The 15,909-nt window shown below is 67.4% G+C and carries 16 protein-coding genes; 3 read left to right on the forward strand and 13 right to left on the reverse strand.

Features of this window, described 5'->3' with window-relative positions; genetic code table 11:
• Window positions 1–2 precede the first annotated feature (2 nt).
• A complete protein-coding gene (locus tag P5W98_RS08565) occupies window positions 3–1,781 on the forward strand; it encodes an AMP-binding protein (RefSeq protein ID WP_421024162.1) in 1,779 nt (592 codons plus the stop codon).
• On the opposite strand, the gene P5W98_RS08570 is transcribed toward P5W98_RS08565, so the two are convergent.
• From P5W98_RS08570 to P5W98_RS08590, 5 genes are all read right to left on the reverse strand, one after another.
• On the reverse strand, window positions 1,778–2,137 hold the full coding sequence (locus P5W98_RS08570) for a hypothetical protein (protein ID WP_421024163.1): 360 nt from the start codon (window positions 2,135–2,137) through the stop codon (window positions 1,778–1,780). The two genes, P5W98_RS08565 and P5W98_RS08570, sit on opposite strands and share 4 nt — an antisense overlap.
• Before the next feature lie 46 nt (window positions 2,138–2,183).
• Window positions 2,184–3,797 (reverse strand): FAD-binding oxidoreductase, encoded by a 1,614-nt coding sequence (locus P5W98_RS08575; protein ID WP_421024164.1) that lies wholly within the window; start codon window positions 3,795–3,797, stop codon window positions 2,184–2,186.
• Between the two features lie 10 nt (window positions 3,798–3,807).
• Complete coding sequence (locus P5W98_RS08580) at window positions 3,808–4,623, reverse strand: anti-sigma factor family protein (RefSeq protein ID WP_421025221.1); 816 nt, start codon at window positions 4,621–4,623, stop codon at window positions 3,808–3,810.
• Window positions 4,624–4,739: 116 nt separating this feature from the next.
• Window positions 4,740–5,291, reverse strand: coding sequence for a sigma-70 family RNA polymerase sigma factor (locus tag P5W98_RS08585; protein WP_421024165.1), 552 nt, complete (start codon window positions 5,289–5,291; stop codon window positions 4,740–4,742).
• A gap of 35 nt (window positions 5,292–5,326) precedes the next feature.
• Window positions 5,327–5,476: a hypothetical protein gene (locus P5W98_RS08590; protein WP_421024166.1), complete on the reverse strand. Its 150-nt coding sequence runs from the start codon at window positions 5,474–5,476 to the stop codon at window positions 5,327–5,329.
• A 477-nt stretch (window positions 5,477–5,953) separates the two neighbouring features.
• Between P5W98_RS08590 and hfq the strand changes: the two genes are divergently transcribed.
• On the forward strand, window positions 5,954–6,451 hold the full coding sequence (gene hfq / locus P5W98_RS08595) for an RNA chaperone Hfq (RefSeq protein WP_421024167.1): 498 nt from the start codon (window positions 5,954–5,956) through the stop codon (window positions 6,449–6,451).
• Window positions 6,452–6,590: 139 nt separating this feature from the next.
• Window positions 6,591–6,770, forward strand: a complete 180-nt coding sequence (locus tag P5W98_RS08600; protein WP_421024168.1) for a hypothetical protein — start codon at window positions 6,591–6,593, stop codon at window positions 6,768–6,770.
• A gap of 197 nt (window positions 6,771–6,967) precedes the next feature.
• Here the strand turns inward: P5W98_RS08600 and P5W98_RS08605 are convergent, their stop codons facing one another.
• The 8 genes from P5W98_RS08605 to P5W98_RS08640 are packed head-to-tail and all read right to left on the reverse strand — an operon-like array spanning window position 6,968 to window position 15,907.
• On the reverse strand, window positions 6,968–7,753 hold the full coding sequence (locus tag P5W98_RS08605) for a DUF2968 domain-containing protein (protein ID WP_421024169.1): 786 nt from the start codon (window positions 7,751–7,753) through the stop codon (window positions 6,968–6,970).
• Window positions 7,754–7,807: 54 nt separating this feature from the next.
• A complete protein-coding gene (locus P5W98_RS08610; RefSeq protein ID WP_421024170.1) occupies window positions 7,808–9,199 on the reverse strand; it encodes a sigma 54-interacting transcriptional regulator in 1,392 nt (463 codons plus the stop codon).
• Window positions 9,200–9,211: 12 nt separating this feature from the next.
• Window positions 9,212–11,086: a TadG family pilus assembly protein gene (locus P5W98_RS08615; RefSeq protein WP_421024171.1), complete on the reverse strand. Its 1,875-nt coding sequence runs from the start codon at window positions 11,084–11,086 to the stop codon at window positions 9,212–9,214.
• A gap of 1 nt (window position 11,087) precedes the next feature.
• Window positions 11,088–11,519 (reverse strand): DUF3613 domain-containing protein, encoded by a 432-nt coding sequence (locus tag P5W98_RS08620; RefSeq protein ID WP_421024172.1) that lies wholly within the window; start codon window positions 11,517–11,519, stop codon window positions 11,088–11,090.
• 34 nt (window positions 11,520–11,553) lie between these two features.
• Window positions 11,554–12,486, reverse strand: coding sequence for a tetratricopeptide repeat protein (locus P5W98_RS08625; RefSeq protein ID WP_421024173.1), 933 nt, complete (start codon window positions 12,484–12,486; stop codon window positions 11,554–11,556).
• 19 nt (window positions 12,487–12,505) lie between these two features.
• Window positions 12,506–13,531 (reverse strand): type II secretion system F family protein, encoded by a 1,026-nt coding sequence (locus tag P5W98_RS08630; RefSeq protein WP_421024174.1) that lies wholly within the window; start codon window positions 13,529–13,531, stop codon window positions 12,506–12,508.
• Window positions 13,528–14,574, reverse strand: a complete 1,047-nt coding sequence (locus P5W98_RS08635) for a type II secretion system F family protein (RefSeq protein ID WP_421024175.1) — start codon at window positions 14,572–14,574, stop codon at window positions 13,528–13,530. Before P5W98_RS08635 ends, P5W98_RS08630 begins: the two co-directional genes overlap by 4 nt.
• Window positions 14,567–15,907: a CpaF family protein gene (locus P5W98_RS08640; RefSeq protein ID WP_421024176.1), complete on the reverse strand. Its 1,341-nt coding sequence runs from the start codon at window positions 15,905–15,907 to the stop codon at window positions 14,567–14,569. Before P5W98_RS08640 ends, P5W98_RS08635 begins: the two co-directional genes overlap by 8 nt.
• Window positions 15,908–15,909 lie beyond the last annotated feature (2 nt).

Raw genomic sequence — 15,909 nt, forward strand, 5'->3', positions numbered from 1 at the left:
CAATGAGCGAGACGCCACCGCCGCCGCTGGCTCACCCCCACCCGGACCCGGCGGCCCCTGCGCCGCCGGACACCGACGGCGTCTGGTACGCCTCGTATCCGCCGGGCGTGCCGCACGAAGTCGACGTGACGCAGTACACCTCGCTCGCCCACTTCTTCGACGACTGCACCGCGCGCTTTCGCGACAACGTGGCCTACACAAGCGCCGGCTCGCCGATGACTTATGGTGCACTCGCCCGCAAGGCCACCGCGTTCGGCTCGTGGCTGCAGGGCGTGGGTGTGCAGTCCGGCGAGCGCGTCGCCATCATGCTGCCCAACACGTTCCAGTATCCGGTCGCGCTATTTGGTGCGTTCAAGGCCGGCGCCGTCGTCGTAAACGTCAATCCGCTCTACACGGCGCGCGAGCTCGCGCACCAGTTGAAAGACAGCGGCGCGCAAACCATCGTCGTGTTCGAAAGCTTTGCGAAGACGCTGGAAAACGCGCTGCCCGGCACGCGCATCGAGCGCGTCGTGCTCACGCAACTGGGCGACCTGCTGGGCGAAGGCTTCAACCTCAAGGGCCGCTTCATCAACTTCATGCTGCGCCACGTGAAGAAGCTCGTGCCCGTGTACCGGCTGCCGTCCAGCGTGCGCACCGTGCGCTTGCTCGACACGCTCAGTGAGGGCGCCCGCGCGCCGCGCGCACCGGTGGCGCTGCAGCGCGACGACCTCGCCTTCCTGCAATACACGGGCGGCACCACGGGCGTGGCCAAGGGCGCGATGCTCACGCATGGCACGGTCATCGCGAATGTGCTGCAGGCCAAGGCGTGGATCGCCGGGCAACTCGTGAACGAGCGAGAAGCCATTCTCACGCCGCTGCCGCTCTATCACATCTATTCGCTCGCCGTGAACGCGCTGTGCTTCATGGCGATCGGCGGGCGCAACATCCTGATCGCGAATCCGCGCGACGTGACGCGCGTGATGAAGGTTCTGCGTCATGAGAGGTTCAGCTGCATCAGCGCGGTCAACACGCTCTACAACGCGTTCCTCGAGAACGAGACATTCCGCCAGCGCGATTTTTCGGGTCTCAAGCTTGCGATGGGGGGCGGCATGGCCACGCAGCGTGCCATCGCCGAGCGTTTCAAGGCAGTCACCGGCAAGCCGATCGTCGATGGCTACGGGCTCACGGAGTGCTCGCCCATCGTGGCGATGAATCCCGCCAATCTTCAGGATTTCGAAGGATCGGTCGGACTGCCCGCGCCTTCCACGGAGGTGCGCTTTCGCCGCGACGACGGCACGTGGGCGAACCTCGGCGAGCCGGGCGAGGTGTGCGTAAAAGGCCCGCAGGTCATGAAGGGCTACTGGATGCGTCCCGACGAAACCGCGCGCAGCTTCGTCAATGACGGATGGTTCGCGACGGGCGACATCGGCATCATGGATGCGCGCGGCTATATTTACCTCATCGACCGCAAGAAGGACATGATCCTCGTCTCGGGTTTCAACGTATACCCGAACGAAATCGAGGAAGTGATCGCGCTGCATCCGGGTGTGCGCGAAGTCGCGGCCATCGGCGTGCCGGACCCCGTGCAGGGCGAGCGCGTGAAGGTATTCGTCGTGCGCCGCGACCCCGCGCTCACCGAGGACGCGCTGATCCAGTTCTGCCGCCAGCAGCTCACGGGCTACAAGGTGCCGCGTCTCGTGGAGTTTCGCGAGGCGCTGCCGCAAAGCAATATCGGCAAGATTCTGCGGCGCGAGCTGCGCGATGAAGAGATCGCCAAAGTCGGCAAGGCGGGCGCGGGCTAACTCCGGAGCACACCGAGCACGATGCAGCCGCGCGCCGCAGCGAGACGCTCCAGCACGAAGCGGTCGGAGCCACGTAGTGCACAGAGGACGACGGCGGGCGCTTCAGCGCGGGGTTCGAGGCGGCGCGCAAGCTGCGCGTGCCACAGCGTGCCGATGTCGTCCGCGCCTTGTGCTCCGGTTGCGAACACGGGCACGCCGAGCCGCGCGGCTTTGCGCGCGAGCGCCCTGCCCTGTTCCAGCGCCGGGTCGTAGACCGCCACGCGCATCGGCGGCGCGCCAGGCCGCCACACAGGGGTCGCCGCGCAGGCCGCTGCAAACGCGCCACTCGTTGCATGAAGAAAGGTCCGCCGGTTCATCGCGTCGCCTCCGTTCCATGCCAGCCTCACACAGTCTCAAGCCATCTCACGTATAGCCGCGCATCGCGCGCCACGCCGCCGGCCACACGCCCTGCTTGCCCGGCGCCAGCACGCCCTGCGGATCGAGGGCATCCTTCACCGTCTGCGCGAGCCGCAGCAGCGCGCCGTCGTTGAAGTCGTACTGCGCCGCCGCGTAATCCATGTAGAGCAGATGCGAACGATACACGCCATAGCCCGCCGCGCGTGCATCGCTCATCAGCGCGCGCAGCAGATCGCCCGCACGCACGGCATCGTTGCGCCGCTCGCGCACGAAGATCGCCGCGAACACATGATGCAGACAGCGCCCCGCCGCGGTGAAGCCGCCGTAGTAATCAAAGCCATATTCCGCCGCGCGTGCTTTGACGAGCGCGTACTGGCGCAGCGCGTCGTGGCCATCGGCGGGACAAAGGGGCGAAAAGTCCACATGCGCGCCTTCGCCACCCAGCCAGTCGAGCATGCGAAACGCGCTCATCGACGGAATGCCGGCCATGTTGCGCTCGCCGCCGCCCTGCGGCTCGTCGCTGCCCGCATAACGTTTCGCGAACGCGCGCGCGTGCGGCACGGGTGCGAACGCGCGCTCGACCTTGCGGCGCTGAAGCTCGATTACATCGGCCTCGCCGTAGAGCGCGTAATGCAGATTCCAGCGCCCGATATCGAGGTCGCGCTGCATGGCCGCAACGGCCGCCTCGGGCACAGGTCCGTCGCCCTCGTACCAGCGCGAGCGCGGCGCAATGCTGGCCGCGCGGCGGATCGCGCCTTCGATCACGGCGTGCTGCGCAATCGTGCCATCCAGTTGCAACGCCCGCAGCGTATCGACGATCGCGCCCAGATCGTCCTCGCGCGCAAACTGGATTTCACCGATCACATAAGCGGGCGGCGCCGGCATCAGCCAGAGCCCCATCTTCGTAACAATGCCGTAGTTCGATTGCATGAAAAGCGCGTCGAACGACGGCCCGTAGCCGGGCTTGTAGAGCTGCCACGCTGTGCCTGTACCGATCGCGCCCATGCCGGTTCGCACGATGTCGCCATTGGCGAGCACGATCTCCATGCCGCACTGCGCCGCTGCGTGATCGCCGTATGCGGTGTAGCCGAAGCCGCGCTCGAGCGTATTGCCGATCACGCTGCCCCAGCCCGCCGCCGGCGGATCGACCCACAGCTTCAGGCCGTGCTCGCGCAAATGCGCATGGAGATCGAAGTAGCTCACGCCGGGCTCGACGAGCGCCCATGCGAGCCGCTCGTCCACATCGAGCACGCGGTTCAGGCGCTGCAAGTCCAGCACGACCGATCCCGCGAGACGCGGGGCCGCGCCGCCATACGCGAAGTTGCGGCCCGTGGAGACGGTCCAGAGCGGCACGTGCGCCGCATTGGCCACGCGCAGGATCGCGCGGATCTCGTCGATGTTGGCCGGCAGGAGCGCCGCCGAGGGCGCAAAGGGCGACGCGAGTTCGCTCCCATCCTCGACGGGCGCGAACGGATCGAAATACGGCGCGAGCGCCGCGCCCCCACGGCAGACGTTGGGCGCGCCCACGATGGCCTCGAACGCGGCGAGCGCGCGCACAAAGCGCGCCGCGCTCATGCCCGGCGGCAACACGCGGGCCGGTTCGGATCCGTGCGACGCCATCGTGCGCCTGTCACCATTGCGCCGGCGTGCCGCCGAGCGCGCCGCACACCTCATAGGCGATCGTGCGCAAGCGAGCCTCGGTGGCCGGGCCGGACAACGCATAGCCCGTGCCGTCGGTGCTCCAGTAGAAGGTACGACGGCTGCCGTCGCTCAGCAGATGCACGGCATCGCGATCGCGGCCCGATGCGCTCACGTAGAGCGTGAGCCGCGCACCGGCGTGGTTCTGATACATGAACTGCGCTGCCGGGCCGGCCGCGCCCGGCAAGAGACGGCCGCCCACGAGTGCGTACCCGTATTCGCCGAGCGGCGGAATGGCCAGCGGTTTGCCTAGCCGCTTCGAAAGCCACGCGACGAGGTGCGTTTCGTCCGCCGCGCCCACTTCCACGGGATGTCGCACTTCGGGCGAATACACGGCATAGGCCACGTCGGCGCTGCGTGCGAAACCTTGCGCGTCGCGCGCCAATGATGGGGGGGCCTGGCCCACGCCCGCCACGCCTGCCGCCCCTCCCGCGCCCCACGGGCCGCCTGGAAACCACTGTGGCATCAGCGCGCCTGCTGCCAGCGCGAAGCCCGCGCCCGCGACAGCCCAGACCGCCGCGAGGCCCGCGCGCCGCCACCACGGATCACGTCGCCTGAGCACCAGGTAAGCCGGCACAGCGGCTTCGTCGCCGGCACGGCACAACGCTTGCAGCGCGGCCTTCTGCGCGCGCCAGGCCGCGACGCGCTGCGCGGCGTGCTCGTCCGCCGCCAGTTGCGCCCGCACGGCTGCGCGCGCGTCGGCGGGCAGTTCATCGTCGAGCCAGGCACCCAGCACGGCAAGGTCCATATCGGAGTCCAAATCAATCGGTTGGACCGGGGGCGGGATCGGGCCAGGCGGCGTCCCGCCATCGGACGAAACCGCCGGTGCTGTGTTCGCGCGCTCGCGTTCGAGTTCGTCGTCGTTCATCGCGTGGTCCCCACCACCCTGAGCGGCGCGACGTGCCGCGCCGAATCCTGTACCGGTCCCCTGTCGAGCAATGCGCGCAGATGCTCGCGCGCACGCGAAAGCCGCGACATCACGGTGCCCGCCGGCACGCCGAGCACCGTCGACGCCTCCTGATAGCTCAACTCCTCCACGCATACCAGCAACAGCACCTCGCGCTGCGCGGCGGGAAGCTGATAGAGCGCGCGCTGTAGATCCCGCAGCACGAGGCCGTCGACTTCTCCGTGCGGTGCTTCCAGCGTGCGCCACGGCGCGCTTTCATCGTCCACCGCAATCTCGCGCCGCCCGCGCAACTGGTCGATGTAGATGTGACGCAGAATCGTCAGCAGCCAGGCACGCAGGTTGCTATCCGGCCGGAACGACGCGGCGCGCGAGAGCGCCCGCTCCGCGGCGTCCTGCACGAGATCGTCGGCCCAGGCGGCGTCGCCGGTGAGCGCACGCGCATAACGGCGCATGGGTGCGAGTTGCGCGATTACTTGCGCTTCGAACTCCGCGGACGGACGGCGCAGCATGGCGCGCGGGACCCGGTGGCGTGGCTAGCCGCGAGTCAGTAACCGCCGCCGCCCGACGAACCGCCCGCGCTGCTCGACGAGCTGCTGCCGCCCGAATTCATGTCGCTGCACGCAGTCACCGAACCCGAGACCGCGGCCATCGTCAGACAGAGAAGACAGGCAAGTACACTGCGAAACCGCTTCATGGTCATCTCCTGTGCAGAGTGGACGTCGTGCGCTGAACCGCCGACGTCGACAAGAGGTAAACGCGGCAGGCCAGCGCGTTATTCCCAGTTTGCAATCGCGCGCCTGCCGCGCGCGTGCGTCGCCGCACGGAACGCACGCCCGGAAGCCCGGAAAATCGCCATTCAATAAGGCGCGGGAACGGTCGGACGCGTGCGTGCGCAAGACAGCGAAATCGGTGACACGTTCGCGCACGCTTTGCACTACGCTATGAACGTATGCGCCGGCAGCGCGTCCGATGGTTCGAGACCCGCTTTTGTGGATCTTTGCGGACATGCAAGGTGCCAGCCCGCCAATTCCGCCATTGTGGCCGCTAGCCGGTATAGTTCTGCAATAAAGTATGTCAACGCACGCGCGCTTTGCCGGCACAAGGTAGAATTCCGGCGAGCAAACGTTTCTAAATGAATTGCGGCATTGAGCCGCCTGGTCAAAATTCGTCCATGCCTTCCGCAGAATCGCACCCGCAAAACGACTTCATGAACGCCGCGCGCAAAGAGCGCAAGCGCGTTGAAATCTATCTGGTCAACGGCATTCGCCTGACCGGATGCATCGAGTCGTTCGATCAGTACCTGGTGATGCTGCGCACGCCTGTCGGCCTGCAAGGCATCTACAAACGCGCCATCTCCACCATCCAGCTCGACACCGGCACGCGCCCGGGTCCGCGCACGCCGCGCCCTTCGCACGGCGAGCATACGAGCCGTGGCCCGCATGGCAACTATGGCGGCCACGGCGGCCATGGTTCGCGCGAATCGCGTGAGCCCCGGGAGCGCGAACCGCGCGAATCCTGGTCGGCGTCTGGCTCGTCCGGCCCGTCCAATTCACCCGGTTCGCCCGAGCGCCCCGCCCAGGATGGCCCGGTGGTCGTCACACGCCGCCGCCGGCTCTACGGTGCCGTGAACAACGGCGGCAACGGCGGCGAAGGCTCGAACAACGGCTGAGCCATGCGCGCGCGGGTCGCGCGCGCATTTTCTGCCACCGCCGATCGCGCGAAGCGCAAGCGCACTAGATCCGGCCATGCGCTCGTGGTCTTTCTCTTTGCGTTATCCTGAAGACGACTCTCTTCGCCCGGAGAACGCCATGAGTTCATCCAAACCGAAGTCTCCTCAGCCCTCGCAGGAAGATGCGCTCGACGAAGCGCTCGAAGAGACTTTCCCGGCAAGCGACCCTATCGCCGTCGATCCGCCCCCCTCCAGGCCCGAGCCCGCCGACGACACCGGCAAAGGCCATGCCAAGCATCATCGTCACGGCAAGCACTGAGGCCGCCCATCGGCGCCCGTCGGGCGATCCGAACGGGTCGCCATGATCGGGGCGGGTCCGTATGGGCCCCTTGCACCGCCCACGACCCTTCACCAGGAATTCGTCAGGTTTTCGCGAAACATCGCCCCCGAAGGCAACGAAGGCGGCGCGTCACGGACGCCCGCCTTCGTCTCCCATCCGCCCTGCCAGCAATCTGATCACCGGACCGGCAAGCCGCCCTCGACCTCGCGCTGCAGTTCCCGCACCTGGCGTTGCGCTGCACGCAGCTGATCCTGCGCAGCCGCCTTCTCGACCTGAAGCGTATTGGCCTGAGTGCGCGCCTGCTTCTGCTGATCCGCGACAATGGCCTGCTGCTGGCGCGCAATCGCGAGATCGGCCTGCAGGCGATTGGCGTGATCCTGCGTCAGCGCGATCATGCGGGCCGTGTACGCCTTTTGCGCCTCGAGGCGCGTGCGGCGGATCTCGACATCCGACAACTGCAGCGTCTTCTGCACGAAATCGCGATAGATCGCCTCGGCGCGCGTCTCGTCGCTGGTCTTGATGACGCGCCAGAACGTCTTGTTCTGGAACAACGTCACGTAATAGGTCATCTCCTTGCCGTAGAACAGGAGACTCGCACCATAGGTGCCGTTGTAGGTCGTGCGCAATTCATTGAGATCGGAGCCGCGGATCATCTGCTGCAGCTCGGCCACATTGCCTGCCGCGTTCTGCTGCGCCTCCTCCTGCGTCAGCGCGACCGGCGTCCCCGGCAATGGCTGCGCGCCCGGCGCCGCCTGAGGCTGCACCGCTGCGGTTGCCGGATCCTGTGCCGCCATGTTCGCGGCCACGTTGACCGTCGACTGCCCAGCCGATTGCGCCGATTGGGCCGATTGGGCCGATTGCGCCGTCCCCTGCTGCACCGGCTGCGCGCAGCCTGATTCCAGTCCCCCGAGCAGCATCAGCGCGGCCAACGCAAGCTGTCGAACTCTCCACTTGTCGCTCATGAAGTCCCTGTTTTGTACAGTGCTTTTGTATGATTTTACAAAATCGCACAATTATTACTCAGTTTCGCCGGTTGCGGGTTCTTCGTCGAAAATTTGGTATTTGCGGATCTTTTCCCACAACACTTTGCGGCTGATACCCAGGTATTGGGCTGTGTCCTTGCGGCGCCAGCCGTTCGCATCGAGTGCCGTCAGCAGCCGGCTGCGCTCGGCCATGTCCCATTTGCTGCGATCGACGACGGGCGCCATCGCCGACTCCCCCGGCGCCGGCTGAACGCTGCCCGATCCCGCAAGGAGCCGGCGCAGGCGCGGCGCGTCCCAGTCGCCCATCTGCCGCACCGTCACGCCGACCCGTTCGGCCAGGTTGCGCAGCTCGCGCACGTTGCCCGGAAAGCGCATCGCCGCCACGGAGTCGGCCAGCCAGTACGGCAGCTCCGGCAGCGCCGCGAGCCGCTCGCTGCCCACCACCGACGCCACGAACGCCTTGAAGAGCGCGATCTTGTCCACCGCGCCGCGCTCTTCCAGCGACGGCACGAACAGCTCGATCACGGCAAGGCGGTAATAGAGATCGGCGCGGAACTTGCCGTCTTTCACCAGTTGCGGCAGTTGCCGGTTGGTCGCCGCGACAAGGCGAAAGTCCACCTTCAGCGGCGTGGCCGAGCCGATGCGCGTGACCGTGCCATCCTCCAGCACGCGCAGCAGCTTCACCTGCTGATAGAGCGGCAGATCGCCGATTTCGTCGAGAAACAGCGTGCCGCCGTCGGCCTGCTCGAAGTAGCCTTTGTGCGCGAGCGCCGCGCCCGTGAACGAGCCCTTCGCATGCCCGAAGAACAGTGACTCGAACAGGCCATCGGGGATCGCACCGCAGTTGACGGCCACGAATGGCCCCGCGCCGTAACGGTTGTGTTTGCGGTGCAGCAGCTCGGCGATGCGCTCCTTGCCGGTGCCGGTTTCGCCGTGCACGAGCACGCTCGTGTCGCAGTCGGCGAAGGTATCCACCTCCTTCATCAGCGCGCGCATGCTCTCGGACTCGGCCACGAGCATGTCCGCGCCCGCCGTCTGGGCCGAATGCGCGCGCAGCTGGACCGCGAGCTTCGACACGAGCCCGCGCAGTTCGGCGCAGGTGAAGTCGAGCGGCAGAATGTGCGAGTACTCGGCGGGATACATGGCCGGGTCGTTGTCGCGCGGCGCCGCGCCGACCCAGATCACCGGCATGCCGTGCGTGGCCTGCCAGTCACGCAGCACCAGCGCGCCGGTGTCGATCACGCTCACGCTGACGATGGCGATCGATGCGCGCACGGCGATGCGTTGCGGCGAGACCGCCGTGTCGTCGGCGCGGATCACCTCGACGTCGAGGCTCGCCATGCAGCGCGCGACGCGCTCGACAATATCGGCTTTGCCTTCCCAGACGTAGAGGTCGAGTTCCTCGATGGGGGTGGTGGTTCGCATCGGTGGGTTGTCTTATTGAACGAGTGTTGCAACACCGCAGGTGAGCGGATAGTCGGTCACGGTCGCGACGCCGAGCTGAACGCCGAGCAATTGCAGCAAAGGGCCGAGGATGATGTCGTCGAGCCCCTGGAGCACGGGGCCGAGGGTGGTGCCAAGTATGCCCTTCACCACCGGCATGGCGAGACCGTCGACCAGTCCGCCGACGACGCCTCCGATGATGGGCCCGAGCAGCGAGTTGAGCGCCCCTTGCAGCAGCGTCAGTTGCAAGCCGTTGCTGCTTTCGGTCAGCTGGCCCAGTGTCGTCACGGTCGACTGAAGCGAGTTGTCGAGCACCGCGCCGATCGCGTTCGAATTGACGGAATTGCCGGTGATCGAATTGCCGTCGCCGTCGAACATCAGGACCGCACTGGACGGATTGACGACGGGCACGCCCACCGAAGGCGCGCTCACGGTGGCGATGGTCGTGCCCAACAACGACACGCTCGCCACATTCCAGCGGGCGTTCGTGCCGGCGCAACTAAAGCCGCTCACGTCCTTCGCTTGCACACCGCTGGCGAGCGGCGTGCCGATACAAATATTGGCGAGCCCGGTCTGCACGCCGATCGTCTGCGTGCTTGCCGCCTTGCTGGCCGCGCACTGCGCCGATTGCAGCCACGCCTGCCCTTGCGCGGCGACCACGTAGAGCGGCAGTTGCACGCTCACATCGAGGACGTAGCCGATGCCGAGATACGAGGTCGTGGTGTTCGTCGTCGAAATCACGGCGTTCGCGCCCAGCAGGATCTGCGCGGTCTGGGCCTGGGTGCGCCACGTGCTGGTTCCCTCGATGTAGCCGGGCTCGCCCACGGCGATCGAAGGCGGCGAAATCACCTGCAGCGTGAGCGCGACGCTCACGGGCAGAACGCCGCTCAATCCGGTCGTATCCAGGCTGAACGTGACCGGCGCATTGCCGGCGGCGGCAATCTCAGCGCCGGCGATCAGCATTTGCAGGACGTTGACGCTCGCGTCGGCCGCATATTCGGCGTTGGCCACGCCGAGTTGCAGCAACGCCGGCGAGCCGGACAGCGACACCAGCTGGATGGAGTTGAGCGTCCCCTGCGGAACGAGCGCGGCCACCGCCCTCAGGGCGTTTTGCGCCGCCGCGACATTAGCCGTGAGCGCCCCGTCGCGGCCGACGGCCGCGAGCAGGATGTTGGCCAGGCCGCCTACCGAGGTTTGCGCGGCGAGCAAGCCATCGTATGTTCCGGCTGACGTGGCGACAGCGGCGAGATCGGCGACCTTCACATTGGCATTCGCAAGGCCAGTCCACGAGGCCGCGTCGAGCTGGACCTGGGTGCCGCCGAGCAGCGCGCCGAGCATGCCGTTGAGCAGATTCACCTGGGCGAGTGACGTGCCGACCTGGAACGAGCCGATCACCGACGCCTTGGCCGTGGCGTTCGCCGTGATCTGGCGCGCCGGCCCGAGGAAGAAATACGGCACGGTATTCGTCACGCTCACCTGCACGCCGTTGAGCGGCGGCGTGCCGTTGCTCACGAAGGTCATCCCGCCATTCCCATTCGAGTCCCAGCGCCCGCAGGCGACGGCCAGCGTGCGCGTCGTGCCGTTCACCACGAAACCATTGCTCGCCGCGTTGGCGGTCGCCGTCACGAGCGGCTGCGCGCAGCGGTCGTCCATCTGTTGCGCCGCGGCCAATGCCGCGAAATCGGCGACGTTCTGCAACGCGCGCTTCGCAAGATAGAGATTCGCCACGTCGAGCACGCCCAGCGCCGCCACGGCCACCACGAGCCCGATAACCGCCATCACCGCGAGCGAGCCGCGCTGACGCCGCGCATGCGCGCGGCAAGCGCCGGGAAAGCCGGCACGAGCCGGCTGGCGTGAGCGCGCCACCATCTCAGTACGCGCCTCCCCCGCCCATGGTTGCGCCGCCGACTCCGCCGCCTTGTCCGTTGCCGGTCTGGACCGTCGAGCCGAAGCTGGTCGGGATGTCCGTATCGAACGATTTCATGTAGCGGCGCCAGGCGTAGCCCGCCTCCTCGCCGAGCATCGGCAGCGCGGGCGCCGCCTGGGCGTTGCTGCGCTGAAGATCGAGCCAGGCTCTCGTCGAGTGGCCGATTTCGCTGTTCGGAACCGGCTCGCCGGTGGTTTGCGCATCCGTCTGCGCGTCCATGCCCTCGGCATGCGCCGCCGGCGCGGCGAGCACCAAGGCAATCGTCATGCTCGCGACGAGCACGGCCACCGCAGCGCGATGGTGGCACGCCCGAAAAACCGCCGAAGCGGCCAGGCTCGCGGCAACGCCCGCGTCGATGAGCTGATTGGTTTTCATCGTAGTCCTCATATTCCTGGTCTCGCGTGAGTCCTTACTGCGGGGCGAAGCGCTCGACCAGGCGCGGCTGCGCGTCGCCGCCGGGCCAGCCGCTCTGCGCGCTTTGGGCGCTCTGGACGCCCTGGGCGCTCGCGAACGAGCGCGATGGGGGCGCGGCGGCCCGCTGCGCCATGCGCGGCGCGGGCTGATCCTTCGATTCGCGCTGCTGCGCTCCCTGGCGCGCGCGCTCCACTTCGCGCACCTTCTGCGCATCGCGTGCTATCGCCGCCCGGGTCTGCTCGGGCAAGCCCTGACGTGCCATGAGCGCATGCGCATCGGCGTCGTTGCCGCCGGCCTCGAATAGCAGCGCCACGTTCGCGACGATCTTCGCGTTGTGCGAATCGAGCTCCAGCGCCTCGAGCAGCGGCACGCGCGCGCCGGCCACGTCGCCATCGCGCAGCAACGCATAACCGAGGTCGGAGAGCGTAGTCGCGTTGGTCGGGTCGAGCCGCGACGCCGCTTCAAGCTCCAGCGCAGCCTTGCGAAAGTCGCCCGCTACGCCCGCAAGCAAACCAAGCCCGCGATGGCCGCGCGCCGCGAGCGGCGTATCGAGCAACTGCGTGTAAGCCGCCGCGCTCGCGCCCGCTTGCCCCGTCACGCGCAGCGCGTCGGCGCGCAGCACGATCGAATCGGGGGTGGCGCCGTACTGGCGCTCGAACGCATCGATATGCGCGAGCGATGCGTAATAAAGCCCTTCGGCCTGCATCCGGGAAATCAGGCCAAGGTACATGCCCGGCGTATCCGGCACCGGGTCGTGGGTGCTGGCGCGCATCTGCATTTCAGCCTGCGCCTGCGGGCCCACTCCATAGCCCTGCGGCGTCCCGCACGCGGCCAGCGCCGCGAGCCCCATGCCAGCCATGGCCGCCAGCGCACGGCGCGCAACCGTGTCGACGATGAAATGCTTCATGATGGTTCCAGTCGTGTTCATGGGTCGATCGCGCCGCCCCTCAATGACGGGCCAATGCCAGCGAATGCAGGACAGCGATTACGCCAGGCCCCGCCGTGACGATGAGCAGCGCGGGCAGCAGGGTCACCACCATCACGCCGGTCATCCTCACGGTGAGCTTGCCGATGCGCTCGCGCAACGTCGCGCGGCGCACCTCGCGCAGCCTGTCGCCGAATTGCTTGAGCGGCTCCTGCACGGCGCCGCCGTGCTTGTCCACCTGCACGAGCAGCCGGATCACGGCACGCAGGTCCTCGTTTTCGTAAATCGACGCCATGCGCTGCAGCGACTGCTCGCGCGTGCGGCCCGCCACGAACTGGCGCTGTGCGATCTCCACTTCGCCGGAGAGCACGGGCAGCACGACGCGGAATTCGTTGATCATCACTTGCAGGCTCTGATCGAGCGAGAGCCCGACGCCCTGCAGCAGGCGCAGCAGATCGACGAGCATCGGCAACTCGTCGGCCACGGCGTCGAGCCGTGCGTGCGCGCGGCGACGCACCACGAGCTTCGGCAGGAAAAAACCGAATAACAGACCGCCACCCGCCCAGGCCACGGGCCGCACGCCGTGCGCGATGCTGCACCACGCAGCCAGTGCCGCCATCGCGAATGCGCATACGAGGCGAACGGTGCAATACAGGCCCCTTGCGCGCGCGTCGACGTAGCCGCATTGATCGAGCAGGCCGCGGTCTTCATCGGCGACGATCAGCTTGCCCAGCGAGGTATCGAGCCAGCCCGCGCCCATCGCGCCGAGCGCGTCGATCATGCCTGGTAGTCCGGAGCGTTTCGACACGCCGATGGAGGCGTCGCTGGTCGTGGTGCCCCCCTGTGCGCCGCGTGACGCCGCGGTGCGTGCATCGAGGGCGGCCGCGCCTTGCTGGCCCGTCTGCGCCGCGCGGTTCATCATCGCTTGATCGAGCACGCGCCCGCTCTTGCGCGCAGCCAGAAGCCGCGCACACGCGAGCGCGCCAAGCAAGGCGAAACCGAGCGCGCCAAGCAGCAGCGCAAGCACACCGAGACCGTGCGCGCTCACAGCGCCCCCTTGAGCCGCGTGAGCCGGTACAGCAGCCAAGCGCCCAGCATCTGCAGGCCCATGGCCCCGTACGCCAGCAGACGCCCCGAATGATCGTTCCACATCGACGCGAAATACCGCGGGTTGGTCAAAATGAGAAAGCCCGCGATACCGAGCGGCAACAGCGCGAGCACCCATGCGGAGAGACGCGTTTCCGCCGACATCGCAACGAGTTCGCGCTGCGCCTGTTCGAGATCGCGCATGAACATTGCCATGCGTTCGAGCATCACGTCGACCCGGCCGCCGTAGCGCACCGAAAGGCGCAGCACCGCGCCCACGAGTTCGAGTTCGCGCGCGCCATAGACCTGTGCGACGTGATTGAGCGCCCGATCGATTTCGACGCCGGCGCGCAGCATGCGCGAAACGTGATCGAGGCACTCGCGCAGCGGTGCTTCGGTGGTGAGCAGCGCGGCCTGAAACGCGGCCGGCACGCTGTTGCCGAGCACGATCAGCCGCACAATGCCATCGAGAAACGAAGGCAATTGCGCGACGAGCCGCGCGCGCCGCCGCTGCATGCGCACCGAGAGCGCGAAGGCCACCAGCGCCACCACCAGCACGACCACGGCGAGCGCCGCCGGCACGCCGCCGACCGCCAGCGCCAACAGCGTCAGTGCAAGCGCGATCAGGCCGACGAATGCCAGCGGCTTGCGCATGTCGACGATGCCGGCACGGCTCAGCATGCCCTGCAGCGCGAGCCTCGCGCGGCCTCTCCAGTCGTGCGACTGCAGCGCCGCCAAGGGCAGCGCCCCGCCGCGCCTGGCGGCGTTCCCGCCTACATAGGCGGCGCGCACTTCATCGGATCTGGCCGCAGCGGGTCTGGATGCGGCGGGCGTGCCCGGCATCGCCCCGACCGGGGTCGCCTGGGTTGCGGCGCTCATCCGGCTATCGACAAAGCGCGTCACATGCTCACGCGAGGTGCGCTGCTGCGCGCGCTGCCAGAGCATCAGCCCGGCAGCGGCAAGCAGCAGCGCAAGCGCCGCAATGAGCGCGATCGCGCTAGACATTGAAACCCCCGTCGCGCCCGCCGCCAAAGCCGAAATTCGACGAAGCCGCAAGCGCCTGGCGAAACCGCGCGAGCTTGGGCGAGTGCGGATGGATGCCGAGCGAATCCCAGCGGTCGACCTCCTCGCCGTCCGCGTTCATGACCGGCTCGTAGCGGTACAGTTCCTGGGTCGCGATGATATTGTCCGCGAGCCCCGTTACTTCGGTAACCGAAAGAATCCGGCGGCGTCCGCTGGAGAGGCGCCCGATCTGCACGATGAAGTCGACGGCGTTGGCGATCTGCCGGCGCAGGCTGCTTTCGGTGCCCTGAAAGCCCGCAAAGCCCGCCAGCATTTCGAGCCGGTACAGACACTCGCGCGGCGACGACGCGTGCACCGTCGCCATCGATCCGTCGTGGCCCGTGTTCATCGCCTGGAGCATTTCGAGCACCTCGCCGCCACGCACTTCGCCCACGATGATGCGGTCCGGGCGCATGCGCAGCGTATTGCGCAGCAGGTCGCGAATGGTCACCACGCCCGTGCCGTCGAAGCCACCGGGGCGGCTTTCGAGCCGCACCACGTGTGGGTGATTGAGCGAAAGCTCGGCGGTGTCTTCGATCGTCACCACGCGCTCGACCTCCGGAATATGAAACGCCAGCGCGTTCAGGAGCGATGTCTTGCCCGAGCTCGTGCCGCCCGACACGAGAATATTGCAGCGCGCCTGCACCGCCGCTTCGAACAGCGCGCCGATCTCCACGCCGAACGTACCGTTGCCGAGCAGATCGTCGGGGCGCAGCGGATCCTTGCGGAACTTGCGAATCGAGACGATGGGCCCCGCGAGCGAGAGCGGCTCGATCACGACGTTGATGCGCCCGCCATCGGGCAGGCGCGCGTCGACCATCGGATTCGATTCGTCCAGACGCCGGCCGATGGGTGCGAGGATGCGCCGCACGATGCGCAGCAGATGCGCGTTGTCGGAGAAGCGCACCGGAATCTTCGAGAGGATGCCGTGCCGCGATACGTAAACGTCGCTGAAGCCGTTGATGAGAATGTCCTCGACGGCCGGGTCCGCGAGCAGGTCCTCGATCGGCCCGAACCCTGCGAGCTCCTTGGTGAGCGCCCCGGCGATCGCACGCACTTCGCTCTCGTTGATCGGGATGTGCCGCAGCCGCACGAAGCTGTCCATTTCCAGATCGACGAACTGGTTGATCGCCTGACGCGACCAGCGGCCGAACTCGGCGCCTAGCTCCTCGATGCGGGTGAGCAGGTGCTCGTGCGCCGCGTTCTTGATGTCCTGGAACTGTTGGCTGTGCGCGAACAAGGGCGCGTCATCGGCAAACTGGATGTTATCCGCCATGG

The sequence above is a fragment of the Paraburkholderia sp. A1BS-2L genome, from assembly GCF_051125205.1.
Classification (GTDB): domain Bacteria; phylum Pseudomonadota; class Gammaproteobacteria; order Burkholderiales; family Burkholderiaceae; genus Paraburkholderia.